This is a genomic window from Streptomyces sp. CB02366, assembly GCF_001905905.1.
Lineage (GTDB): Bacteria > Actinomycetota > Actinomycetes > Streptomycetales > Streptomycetaceae > Streptomyces.
In genome coordinates this window covers 17261-29402 of sequence record NZ_LIVT01000007.1, presented here as the reverse complement: position 1 = coordinate 29402, position 12142 = coordinate 17261, and the positions used below count along the sequence as shown (strand labels likewise).

11 protein-coding genes are annotated in these 12142 nt (G+C 72.8%); 3 read left to right on the top strand and 8 right to left on the bottom strand.

Features of this window, described 5'->3' with window-relative positions; translation table 11 throughout:
- Positions 1-312: 312 nt before the first annotated feature.
- Positions 313-2013 (top strand): apolipoprotein N-acyltransferase, encoded by a 1701-nt coding sequence (gene lnt / locus AMK24_RS21040; protein ID WP_073770369.1) that lies wholly within the window; start codon positions 313-315, stop codon positions 2011-2013.
- On the opposite strand, the gene AMK24_RS21035 is transcribed toward lnt, so the two are convergent.
- The gene (locus tag AMK24_RS21035) at positions 1985-2890 is read right to left on the bottom strand and encodes a Gfo/Idh/MocA family protein (RefSeq protein ID WP_073770368.1); all 906 of its coding nucleotides are present in this window, start codon (positions 2888-2890) and stop codon (positions 1985-1987) included. The genes lnt and AMK24_RS21035 overlap by 29 nt on opposite strands.
- Before the next feature lie 413 nt (positions 2891-3303).
- On the opposite strand from AMK24_RS21035, the gene AMK24_RS21030 reads away from it, so the two are divergent.
- Positions 3304-3768 carry a hypothetical protein gene (locus AMK24_RS21030; protein ID WP_073770367.1) on the top strand — a complete coding sequence of 155 codons (465 nt, stop codon included), beginning with the start codon at positions 3304-3306 and terminating at the stop codon, positions 3766-3768.
- Positions 3769-3831: 63 nt separating this feature from the next.
- On the opposite strand, the gene AMK24_RS21025 is transcribed toward AMK24_RS21030, so the two are convergent.
- From AMK24_RS21025 to AMK24_RS20995, 7 genes are all read right to left on the bottom strand, one after another.
- Positions 3832-4392 (bottom strand): hypothetical protein, encoded by a 561-nt coding sequence (locus AMK24_RS21025; protein ID WP_073770366.1) that lies wholly within the window; start codon positions 4390-4392, stop codon positions 3832-3834.
- A gap of 103 nt (positions 4393-4495) precedes the next feature.
- On the bottom strand, positions 4496-5185 hold the full coding sequence (locus tag AMK24_RS21020; RefSeq protein ID WP_199876472.1) for a uracil-DNA glycosylase: 690 nt from the start codon (positions 5183-5185) through the stop codon (positions 4496-4498).
- A 96-nt stretch (positions 5186-5281) separates the two neighbouring features.
- A complete protein-coding gene (locus AMK24_RS21015; protein ID WP_073770365.1) occupies positions 5282-6862 on the bottom strand; it encodes an ABC transporter substrate-binding protein in 1581 nt (526 codons plus the stop codon).
- A 118-nt stretch (positions 6863-6980) separates the two neighbouring features.
- Positions 6981-7736 (bottom strand): SDR family oxidoreductase, encoded by a 756-nt coding sequence (locus AMK24_RS21010; RefSeq protein WP_073770364.1) that lies wholly within the window; start codon positions 7734-7736, stop codon positions 6981-6983.
- Positions 7737-7756: 20 nt separating this feature from the next.
- On the bottom strand, positions 7757-8518 hold the full coding sequence (gene fabG / locus AMK24_RS21005) for a 3-oxoacyl-ACP reductase FabG (protein WP_032765785.1): 762 nt from the start codon (positions 8516-8518) through the stop codon (positions 7757-7759).
- 216 nt (positions 8519-8734) lie between these two features.
- Positions 8735-9115, bottom strand: a complete 381-nt coding sequence (locus AMK24_RS21000; RefSeq protein WP_073770363.1) for a DUF3037 domain-containing protein — start codon at positions 9113-9115, stop codon at positions 8735-8737.
- Positions 9112-9990, bottom strand: a complete 879-nt coding sequence (locus AMK24_RS20995; protein WP_199876471.1) for a HipA family kinase — start codon at positions 9988-9990, stop codon at positions 9112-9114. Before AMK24_RS20995 ends, AMK24_RS21000 begins: the two co-directional genes overlap by 4 nt.
- A gap of 878 nt (positions 9991-10868) precedes the next feature.
- On the opposite strand from AMK24_RS20995, the gene AMK24_RS20985 reads away from it, so the two are divergent.
- The gene (locus AMK24_RS20985; protein ID WP_073770361.1) at positions 10869-11825 is read left to right on the top strand and encodes a DUF5996 family protein; all 957 of its coding nucleotides are present in this window, start codon (positions 10869-10871) and stop codon (positions 11823-11825) included.
- Positions 11826-12142: the final 317 nt, after the last annotated feature.

Sequence of the window (12142 nt, the reverse complement as noted above, 5' to 3'; positions counted from 1 at the left end):
CGGCGGGGACCCCTCTGCCTCATGGGCGGCGGGAGCGTCCCGGAGGGCGGCCCGGCGACGGCGTGGCCGACCTCGCGGCCGGCGCGCCGCTCCGGGCGGGCTGATCCACCGGGTCGCCGTCCACGAGAGGCGGCTCCGGGCGCCGGGGGTGTGGAGGAGGCGCCCGCCCGCCGCCGTGCCCCGCTCGGCCCGTCTCCTGTGTCCGGCGGGGATCGCCTCCCCCACACTGGGTAGTCCAGGGGTCCAGGGGCTGACGCGTCGACCGGTGACCGCGGTGACCGCCCGCCCGTGCACGACCGAGGAGGGCACGGCATGCGCATGCGGGGCGGGCGACGACTCCCTGACGGCACGGACGCGGGCGACACCTCCGAGGGCGGTTCCTCGGGCGGCGACGCCTCCGGGGGCTCCTCCCCTCCCGCCCCCGGCACCACCACCGCGCGTCGGAGCGCCTCCGCCTCCTCCTCCGCCGCCCCGGCCCCCCTCCCCGCCGGGCCGCTCGCGTCCCCCTGGGTCCGGGGGCCGGCGGCACTGCTCGCCGGGGCCCTGCCGACGCTCGCCTTCCCCGCGCCGGGTCTCGGGTGGTTCGCCCACCTGGCGCTGGTGCCCTGGCTGCTGCTGATCCGCACCGCCCGCTCACCGCGCCGGGCGGCGCTGGACGGGTGGCTCGGCGGGATCGGCTTCGTCGTCGCCGTGCACCACTGGTTGATGCCGAGCCTCCATGTCTTCATCGTGCTGCTGGCCGCGCTGCTCGGTCTGCTGTGGGCTCCCTGGGGTCTCCTGGTGGCTCGGCTGCTCGGCGGAGCCCCGACCGCGCCACGTGCCGTGGCCGCCGTGCTCGTCGTTCCCTCCGGCTGGCTGATGATCGAGCTGGTCCGGTCCTGGGAAGGGCTGGGCGGGCCCTGGGGGCTTCTCGGCGCGAGCCAGTGGGAGTGGGGCCCGGCCCTGCGGGTCGCCTCCGTGGGCGGCGTGTGGCTGGTGAGCCTGCTGGTGGTCGCGGTGAACACCGGTGTGGCCCTGCTGATCGCCGACCGTGCGGCCCGGACGGCCGCTGCGGTCCTGGTGGTGGTGTGCGGGCTGGCCGTCGCGGCGGTGGCGGCCTGGGCGCCCCGGCCGCAGAGCGCGGGCACGGTCAGGATCGCCGTCGTGCAGCCGGGCGTCGTGGAGGGGCCCGGGAGCGTCGCGCGCCGCCTCGACCGGGGCGAGGAGCTGACCCGGACGCTGGCGGGCCGGGGCGTGGACCTGGTGGTGTGGGGCGAGAGCAGCATCGGCGCGGGCGCGTGGCAGCGCCCGGAGACCGCCCGGCGGTTGGCGGAGCTGTCCCGCCGGGTCGGCGCGGACCTGCTGGTCAACGTGGACGCCCGGCAGACGGACGGCTCGGGAAGGTCGGGCATCTTCAAGTCGGCGGTGCTCGTGGGCCCCGGCGGGCCGACCGGGGACCGCTACGACAAGATGCGGCTGGTCCCGTTCGGCGAGTACGTCCCGGCCCGTTCCCTGCTGGGGTGGGCGACCTCCGTGGGCAAGGCGGCGGGCGAGGACCGGCTGCGCGGCGACCGCCGGGTGGTGATGACCCTGCCGGACGGGGCGCGGGGGCTGCGGATCGGCCCGCTGGTCTGCTTCGAGACGGCGTTCCCCGACATGAGCCGCAGGCTGGTGCGCGACGGCGCGGAGGTGATCGTCGCGCAGTCCGCCACCTCGACGTTCCAGGACAGCTGGGCCCCCGCCCAGCACGCGTCGCTGGGGGCGCTGCGCGCGGCCGAGAACGGCCGACCGATGGTCCACGCCACGCTCACCGGGATCAGTGCCGCGTACGGGCCCCGGGGGGAGCGGGTCGGCCGCCCGCTCGGCACGGACGCGAGCGCGGCGGAGGTGTTCGACCTGCCGCTGGCGCGTGGGGAGACGCTCTACGGCCGGTTCGGCGACTGGGCGGTGTACGGGGCGTTGGCGGCGATCGCCGTGCTCTGCGCCGTCGAGGGGGTACGGGCGTTCAGGAAGCCTGTTCCAGGGCCTCTCTGACCACTCGCTCGCACAGTTCATGGGTGGCCAGCGCGTCCCGGGCGCTGAGCGTCTCGCCCCGGTGCACGGCGTCGAGGAAGGCGAGGACGCATGCCTCGATACCGCGCTGGCGGGCCACCGGCACCCAGTCGCCGCGCCGCCGCACGCTGGGGTGGCCCTGGTGGTCCACGATGTCCGCGAGGTTGAGGACCTGGCGCTTGGCGTCCTGGCCGGAGACTTCGAGGATCTCCTCGGTCGACCCGTTCAGCCGGTTCATCATGCCGATCGCGGTGAACCCGTCGCCGGACAACTGGAGCACCACGTGGTGCATCAGGCCGTCCACGATCCGGGCGCGCACGGTGGTGTGGTCGACCGTGCCCGGGACGAGGAAGCGCAGCGTGTCCACGACGTGGATGAAGTCGTCGAGGATCATGGTCCTGGGGTCCTCGGGCAGCCCCACCCGGTTCTTCTGCAGCAGCACCAGCTCGCGCGGGTGCTCCGCGCACTGCGCGTACCCCGGGGCGAAGCGGCGGTTGAAGCCCACGGCCAGGCTGACGCCGCGCTGCTCCGCGAGGTTCACCAGCCGCTCGGAGTCCGCGAACTCGTAGGCGATCGGCTTGTCGACATAGGTGGCGACACCGGCGTCCAGGAGGCGTTCGACGATCTGCGGGTGCACGGCGGTCGGCGCGTGCACGAACGCCGCGTCCAGCCCCGCCCCGACGAGGGAGTCGAGGGTCGTGTGGCGGCGTTCGGCCGGGACGCGGTGGACGTCGCCGACCGCGTGGAGCGTGGCGGGGGTACGGGTCTGCAGATGCAGTTCGGCCCCCGGTACGGCGGTGAGCACCGGCAGGTACGCCTTCCGGGCGATGTCGCCGAGCCCGATGCAACCGATCTTCACGAGGTCTCCCTGTCACCGTGCCGCGCCGCTGTGCGCCGCTGTCCGCGCCCCGGCAGCATACGTCGCCGCCGCCCGCGGGCCCTCGGTCGGTGCGGCGGTGAAACCCCCGCCCAAAGCCCTGATCACCGGTCATGACGGCCGCCATGGCTGCTGTCGCACGCTCCGAACCGCCCTCGACGCCGCCGAACGCCCCATGCTGGAGGGCCGGCCCGGCCACCACCGCGAGACCCTGGCCGTGAAGTGCGCGGTGCTGCCGGACGCGCAGGTGCGCGAAGCGTCGGCGCCGCCCGGCCGTGCGGCGCCGCGCTCCCCGGCCGGTTCGGGTCCGGGCGCCGTGCTGACCGGGTCACTCGTGCGGGCCATTCCTCGCGCACCGGCTCCCCGGCGCCCGGCCCGGGCCGCAGAGTTGCCGGGTGCAGAGAACCAGAATCGTCACGAAGCTCCTGGTCGGCTTGGCGGTGACGGCCGTATCCGGGTGCGTGACGGTGGAGCCCGCAGCCGTTCCCTCCCCGCGTCCCGGCGCCGGCGGCCCGGTGCAGGACGTGGCGCCGCAGATCGTGCAACCGCCCGCCCGCGAGGCGCTGGAGGCCGTACCCGACCCGAGTCCGTCCCCATCGGCCGCCCGCCGCTCCTCGCCCGCGCCCCCGGCCGCCGGCTCCCCCACCGCCCCGCGGCGGACCGGGCCGGCCGGGTCCGCCCGCCCGGAGCCGCCGCATCGGCGGGCCCCTCACCGGTCCCGGGCCGAACCGCCCGTCGGCGTCCCCGTCCTGCCACGCGTCCCCGGCGGTGCGGACGTCTGCGCCCTGGGGCGGGGGTACGGCACGTGGCCCGCGGGCAGCCCGCAGTCCCGCATCTGCTCGGAGGTGTACGGTCGCTGAAGCCCCTGCCCCGGGGCCGTGCCCGTACGAGACCCGCGGCCCGCTTCCCGGGGGCCCGCGGGGTCACCCCTCCCGCAGCCGCGACTCCAGGCGGTCGATGGCGGCGCGGACCCCGCCCCCGTACCCGTCGTCAGCGAGCGCGGCGGCCGCCGCGCGGGCCCGCTGGAGGTGGATCCTGGCCGCGTCGGGACGCTGGAGCTTGAGGTAGTCCGCCGCGAGGTTGAGGTGCAGCGAGGGGTAGAACGCCCGGACTGCCGGCAGGTCCCGGTGCTCCACCGGCCCGCCGCCGCCTTCCCCCGCTCCCCCGGGCCGCTCGGCGCCCCCCGGCTGCGGGGCGTCCCCCGGTGCGTCGGCGTCGCACGGCCCTCCGGCGTCGTGCAGCGCCTCCGCGGCCGTCAGGGCGCGCAGGTCCCAGGCCAGCTCGTCGCCGGGGTCGTCCTGGGTGTCGGCCATGTAGTGCGCGAGGGTGCAGCGGTGCAGGGGGCCGCCGTCCGTCCCGAGCTCCGCCCAGAGCGCGCCGAAGCGGTTGCGGGCCTCCTCGCGGTCACCTCCGTGGAGCAGCATGATCGCCTGGCCGATCCGGGTCATGACAGCGTCCTCGGACGCCTCCTGCTGCTCCACCACTGCTCGCTCCTCGTCGCCCGTGCGGCCGGTCCCCCTCCGTCCGACGCTAACGCCGGGCCGGTGCGGAATCGGTCAGGCACGGGCGCGGAGGGCGGCCCGTCCGTCAGCCGAGGTCGGGGATGCGCCAGTCGATCGGCTGGTGCCCCTGTGCGGCGACGGCCTCGTTGATCTGCATGAAGGGGCGGGAGCCGAAGAACTTCTTGGCGGACAGCGGGGAGGGGTGCGCGCCCTTCACCACGACATGGCGCTCCTCGTCGATCAGGGGCAGCTTCTTCTGCGCGTAGTTGCCCCAGAGCACGAAGACCGCCGGGTCGGGCCGCTCGGCGACGGCGCGGATCACGGCGTCGGTGATCTTCTCCCAGCCCTTGTTCTTGTGGGAGTTGGCCTCGCCGCCCCGGACGGTGAGCACGGCGTTGAGCAGGAGGACTCCCTGCTCGGCCCACGGCATCAGGTAGCCGTTGTCCGGGATCGGCAGGCCCAGGTCCTGCTGCATCTCCTTGTAGATGTTGCGCAGGGACGGAGGCGTCTTGACGCCGGGCCGCACGGAGAAGCAGAGGCCGTGCCCCTGGCCCTCCCCGTGGTACGGGTCCTGGCCCAGGATCAGGACCTTCACCTTCTCGTACGGCGTGGCCTCCAGGGCAGCGAAGACCTGCTCGCGCGGCGGGTACACGGGCCCCTTGGCCCGCTCCTCCTCGACGAAGTCCGCCAGCTCCTTGACGTACGGCTTCCGCAGTTCTTCGCCGAGAACGGCACGCCAGGACTCGGGCAGCAGGTCGATATCGGTCACGTCCACAACCTCCGGTGAGCAACAGGTTCTTGATCCCCGAACCTACCGGCCCCCACTGACAACAGGCCTCAGGCGCCCTGGTGTCCGGCGGCCGCCGGGCGGCTACCAGCTGGCCTTGCGGTACAGCTCCCACAGCTGCATGACGGTCTGCGGGTCGAGTGCGCGCTCACCGCCGCCGATGTCCTCACCCGCCGCGACGTACAGCTTGCCCTGCCACAGCGGCAGCAGGCGGACGTCGTCGACGAGGATCTCCTGGGCCCGCTCGAACTGCTTGCTGACCGCGCCCCGGTCGCTCTCCTGCCGCGAGGCGGGGATCAGCTGCTGGGTGATCTCCTTGTTGATGTAGGGGGTGCCGGTGACGCTCTCCTTGCCCACGAAGGGGGCGACGAAGTTGTCGGGGTCCGGGAAGTCGGGGAACCAGCCTCGGCCGAAGACCGGGTACTCGCCCTTGTTGAAGCCTTCCTGGAACGTCTTCCAGGGCGCGCCCTGGATGGTGATGTCGAACAGCCCGGACGCCTCCAGCTGCCGCTTCAGCTCCTCGAACTCGGGCTCGGTGGAGGAGCCGTAGCGGTCGGTGGTGTACCAGAACTTCATCTTCACGGGCTCGGTGATGCCGGCCTCGGTGAGGATGCCCTTCGCCTTCTTCACGTCCGGGTCGCCGAAGGTGTCGAAGAAGCTCGTGGTGTGTCCGGCGATGCCCTTGGGGACCATCGAGTAGAGGGGTTCGGCGGTTCCCCGGTAGACCTTGGCGACCAGGGCGTCGCGGTCCACGACATGGGCGATGGCCTTGCGGACGGCGGGGTTCGCGGCGGCCGGGTCCTTCGGGTTGAAGACCAGGAAGCGGATGTCGGCGCCGGTGGACTCGACGATCTGGAGACCGGCGTCGTCGTCCTTGTCGTCCTCCAGACCGATGACCTCCTCGGCGGTCAGACCCCGGTAGGTGGCGTCGATCTCGTCCGCCCGGAGCGCCTTCACCATGTCAGCGGACTCGCCGAAGTAGCGGATGGTGACCGCTTCGTTCTTCCGGTCGGCGAAGCCCTTGTAGTCGGCGTACTTCTTCAGTTCGGCGCTCCGGCCCTCCTCGTAGGACTCCAGGAGGTACGGGCCGGAACCGGTGACCCGGCCGTCCTCGCGGATCTTGTCCTTGGGGTAGTCGCCGGGGGCGACGAGCGACATCGCGGGGGTGGCCAGGATGAAGGGGAACGTGGCGTCGGACTTGTTCAGGTGGAAGACGACCGTGTCCTCGCCCTTGGTCTCGATCCGGTCCAGAGAGCCGAGCATCCCGGCCGGTCCGCCCTTGAAGTGGATGTCCACGATCCGGTCGATGGAGTACTTCACGGCCTCGGCGTCGAGCTTCTCGCCGTTGGAGAACTTCAGGTTCTTCCTGAGCGTGCACCGGTACGCCATGCTCGTGGAGTCGGTGAACTCGCACGACCGCGCCGCGTCCGGCTCCGGGCTCGTGCTGCCGGTCGGGAAGCTCACCAGGGTCTGGTAGACGTTCCGCATGAGCTCCCAGGAGCTGTCCCAGGCCGCCGCCGGATCGAGCGTGGAGGGGGAACTGGTCGTCCCGACGGTTATCTTCTGCTCCGTCTCCGATCCGCTGTCGGAGAGGAGACCGCATCCGGCCAGCAGAGAAAGGGAAGCTAGGGCTGCAGCAGCCTGCAGACTGGCCCGGTAGAACACGCGCACGCTCCTCGATCAGCCTTGGGTCGGCAGACCATACCGCAGCGCCCCGCCGGGACAATCCCCAGGCCCGGCGGGGCACTTGACCCAATCAGGACCAAATCGGCTCAGGCCGCTCTCAGCCCACGCCCGCGTTGAGGAAAATTCCTCCGTCGACCAGGAGGGTCTGTCCGGTGATCCAGTCGGACTGCGCGGAGGTGAGGAAGGCCGCGGCGCCCCCGATGTCCTCGGGCACCCCGAGCCGCCCCAGCGGATAGGCGGCGGCGGCCTCCTCCTCGCGCCCCTCGTAGAGCGCCTCGGCGAACTTCGTCTTCACCACGGCCGGGGCGATGGCGTTGACCCGGACCGCCGGGGCGAACTCGTGCGCCAGCTGGAGGGTCAGGTTGACCATCGCCGCCTTGCTCATGCCGTACGCGCCGATGAACGGCGAGGCGGAGACCCCGGCGATCGAGGCGATGTTCACGATCGCCCCGCCGTTCTCCCGCTGCCACGCCTTCCACGTCTGCTGGGCGAAGCCGAGCGCCGAGATCACGTTGGTCTCGTAGACCTTGCGGGCCACGTTCAGGTCGAGTTCCGCCATGGGGCCGAAGACCGGGTTCGTCCCGGCGTTGTTGACCAGGTAGTCGACCCGGCCGAACGCCTCCATGGTGCGCTCGACCGCCGCCGCCTGGTGGGCCTCGTCGTGCGCCTTGCCCGGGATGGCGATCGCCCGGTCGGCGCCCAGCCGCTCGACGGCCTCCTTGAGGGCGTCCTCCCCGCGCCCGGTGATGGCCACCCGGTCGCCGCGCGCCACGAGCGCCGCCGCGACGCCGTAGCCGATGCCCCGGCTCGCGCCCGTGACGAGCGCGACCTTTCCGCTGTCCTGCACCGTCATGATGTCCGTCGCCCTTCGGGTCAGTTGAGGGGGCCGCCGGCCACGTACATGACCTGGCCGGAGACGAAGCCCGCGTCGTCGCCCGCGAAGAAGGCGATGGCGTTCGCGACGTCCTCGGGGCGGCCGACGCGCTGGACCGGGATCTGGGTGGCCGCCGCCGCCTGGAACTCCTCGAAGCCCATGCCGACGCGCTCGGCGGTCTGCGCGGTCATCTCGGTGACGATGAAGCCGGGCGCGACGGCGTTGGCGGTGACGCCGAACTTGCCGAGTTCCTTGGCGAGGGTCTTGGTGAGGCCCTGGAGCCCCGCCTTGACCGCGGAGTAGTTGGCCTGGCCGCGGTTGCCGAGGGCCGAGGAGGAGGAGAGCGAGACGATCCGGCCGAACTTGGCCTCGACCATGTGCGCCTGGACGGCCTTCGCCATCAGGAACGCGCCCTTGAGGTGCACGTTCATCACGATGTCCCAGTCGGACTCGCTCATCTTGAACAGCAGGTTGTCGCGGAGCACGCCCGCGTTGTTCACGAGGATCGTCGGCGCGCCCAGCTCGGCGGCGACCCGCGCGACGGCGGCTTCCACCTGACCGGCGTCCGACACGTCGCAGCCGACGGCGAGCGCGGCGCCCCCGGCGGCGGTGATCTTTTCGACCGTGTCCTTGCAGGCCGCCTCGTCGAGGTCGAGTACGGCTACGGCGCGGCCCTCGGCCGCGAGGCGTACGGCGGTGGCGGCGCCGATGCCCCGCGCCGCTCCCGTCACGATGGCGACACGCTGCTCGGTGGTGGACATGCTTGGCTCTCCTCGCCCTTGGATAGCGGCTCAGCGGGGGCGGGGCGCTCCCTGACGGAAAGACCCCGATGACTGAGCAACCGCTTAGTACCTTCAGCAGTCGAGACGCTAGAAGCCCTGGCACCCGGTGTCAACGGCGCGCGCCCCGGCGGGCCGCACGTCACACCGGGCGGGAGCGCCCGCCGCCGCGCCGTGGAGCCCCCGCCGAGGCGTGGATCAGTGCACGAGGAGGTCGAGCAGTCTCTCCACCTCGCCGGCCGGATCGGTGGTGAGGCCGCTGTGCACGACGCCGGGCTGGACGACCGTGGAGCGCGGGGCGATCAGCCAGCGGAACCGGCGTCCGGCGTCGTCGCCGGCCGCCTGCCCGGCCTCTTCGCCGCCGCCGCAGACCTGTTCGACGGCGCGCAGGGCGGCCCGCACGCCGACGACGTCGGCCCGCGGGTCGAGCGCCCTGAGCTTGGCCTCGTCCAGGTGCGTGCGGGCCGCGACGAAGGACCGGGCCCGGCAGTAGACGAGCACCCCGGCGTTGAAGCACTCCCCGCGCTCGACCCGGGGGACGACGCGCAGGAGGGCGTACTCGAAGACGTCGCGTGTCATCGGCCGGCCTCCTCGCCGGTACGGGCCGCTGCCGCGTCCCGGCCGCCGCCGGTCCCCTTCGGCCGGGGCGGCAGGCGGTCGGTGAGCCAGCCGGGGGCCTGGGAGGGCCGGGTCGCGGTCGGCGCGTCCAGGGTGGTCCGCTCATGGATGTCGGCGGCACGGGCGAGCAGCGGGGCGATGTAGGCCCGGCGCACCTCGTCGGCGGAACCGAACCCGGGCTCGCCGGCCAGCCATACGTCCGGCACGTCGGCGGCGACCTCGGCGAGCAGCTCCTCGGTGACCAGCGGGGCCAGCTCGGCGGCGGCGCCCGCGATGTCCGGCGCGAAGGGGGCCAGCACATGGTCGGACGCGTTGTACGGCTTGGCGGCGGACGCCTCGGCCCCCGGCCAGTTGTGGTGCCAGATCATGGTCGCGCCGTGGTCGATGAGCCAGAGGTCGCCGTGCCAGACGAGCAGGTTGGGGTTGCGCCAGGAGCGGTCCACGTTGTTGATCAGCGCGTCGAACCAGACGATGCGCCCGGCCTCGGCGGCCCCGACCTCATAGGCGAGCGGGTCGAACCCGAACGAGCCCGGCAGGTAGTCCATCCCGAGATTCAGCCCGCCGCTGGCGCGCAGCAGCTCCTGCACCTCCTCGTCGGGTTCGGCGAGCCCGATGACGGGGTCCAGCTCCATGGTCACCAGCTCGGGCACCCGCAGCCCCAGCCGCCGGCCGAGCTCCCCGCAGATGATCTCGGCGACGAGCGTCTTGCGGCCCTGGCCTGCCCCGGTGAACTTCATGACGTACGTACCCAGATCGTCGGCCTCGACGATCCCGGGGAGCGAGCCGCCCTCACGCAGAGGCGTGACATAGCGGGTCGCTACGACCTCTTGCAACACTTTCCTAGGCCACCCATCTCTTCAGCCTTGCAATCCACGGAAGGCTTCTCTGGAGCGCAGAGGCCGGGAACACGAGTCGACAGCGCCGGGGAGAATCTGGGGAGTTTCAGCCGGCAAGCTGATCTCCCGCGCTCCCCCAGCAGACCGTCGATGGTGCCGCGTCCCTTGCTGCCGGCCTCCGGCATGAAGTGAGCATAGTAACCGAGAGTGATCGCAGGCGAGGAGTGCCCGAGCCCCCGAGCCAGGGTCACGACGGACTCTCCGGCTTCCAGCATGATCGAGGCACAGGTGTGCCGAAGCAGATGGAAGCCGTCTTTCGGAGCCGCCGCCCACTGCCAGGCTTTCGCCCCCTCGGCGCGCGGCGGGATGCTCCACGGCAACCACGGTCCGGATGCCGGCAGCAGGATCGGCGTGTGGTGCGCGACCAAGCTGGCCACCGACGCCGGGGGCCGGCGGCAGACCAACCGCGGCGGCCACCCCATGAGGTGGCCGATCTTCTGGCCCAAGGGCATCGACTTCTCCGACCCGGCCAATACCCGCCGCCCCTCCCGGGACCTGGCCGAGGACGGCGACCACATCGCCGGCCACGTCGCGGGCGTCGACAAGGCGACGGGGACCTGCGCCGACCCGCAGGGGCACGGCCGGACAGCACAAGAGGCACACGCACCGTTCGCCTCCACCCGGGAGAACCCGCCCAGGCACGCGCGTGCCTCGGCCGGGCGGACCGGCTCGGCGGGTGCTGGGGGTCCGGGGCGGGCCGCCCGCAGCGGGTTCCCTCCCCTCGGCAGCGCGCTCGCCGCGCCCGGAACCGCCGGTGGGACGAGAATTCTGTGCAGGAAGGTGCTCGCCCGTCGCGCACCACGCGGGAGGAGATTCACGTGGGAGAACGGCAGGAGCGGTGGCCCGCACTGGCCTACAGCGAACTGGCGCCGCCGATCGGGTACCTGAACCGGATCGTGCAGGTCGCCGGCAAGTACACCCTCGACATGCCTTTCGAGGCCGGCTGGGGCAACGTCGTCCTCGACGTCACTGCCCGCGGCCTTCGGACACCGACGATCCGGGAATCGGAGGTGACCTTCTCGGTGCACTACCGTCTGCTCGACGGTGATGTGGTCATCGAGGCTGATACGGGCTGCCGGACCCTTCCCCTGGCCGACCGGTCCGTCGCCTCCTTCTACCGGACGTTCTGCGACACGGCGGCCGAGCTGGGCATCAGCCCGCCCCGCACCGCGCTGATCTGCGAGATTCCCGGTTCGGCCCGCACCTTCCAGGACGATCGCACCGAGCACACGTGGAACCCCCACGCGGCCCGGCGGATGTGGAAAGCGTGGAACCTCGCCTCCAGAGGACTCGAAGCGTGGCAGGCGCCCTTCCTCGGGAACCATCCACGCGTCGGCGTGATGTGGGGCGGCTTCGACCTGTCGGCGACCCGGCACCGGGCGCAGCCCACCACGCCGAGGTCCGACCGGCCACCGTTCCAGCAGAACGGCGCGCTCAACGCCTACCTGTCGGTCGGGTTCGCCTTCGGCAGCGCACAGGCACCGAGTCCCGGCCTGTACGCCTACATCTGGCCCCAGCCGGACGGACTGGAAACCCGGTCCTGGGTCGTCGACGGGGCGGCCTGGAATCCCGACGCGGGCCTGGTCCGTCTGCCCTGGGACGCACTCGGGCGGACAGCCGACCCGCACCAGGCCATCGTGGCGTTCGGCGACGCCGTGTACGAGGCGGCCGTCGCCCTGGCGGGATGGCCGCGCGACCTCGTCGGGCCCCGCGTCGACGGCTGGCACATGAGCTGCACCCCGGCACAAACCGCAGCAGGCCCCCCGCACCACTGAAAGAAGGGACGGCCCCTTCCCGCGCCCCGCCCGGTGCCCGCGGGAAGTCCACGCGCGGCCCGGCAGTGTGCGCAGGCCGGGCCCGCCCACGGGCAACTTCAGCGTCCCACGAGTTCATCCAGCACTTGGCCGGCGCGATCCGATGGGCAGAGCCGGAGTTCCTGTTCGGCTTCGGCCGCCCGCAGATGCTTGTCCGTGGGCCCGGCGCTGCCAGACAGCTTCGAGACGGGGGGTACGGCCGGGTGGAGCGAGCCGGTCCACCTCCACCTGAGCGTCGCGCCGCAACGGCTCGGCCGCGAAGCCGATGTCCGGCCCAT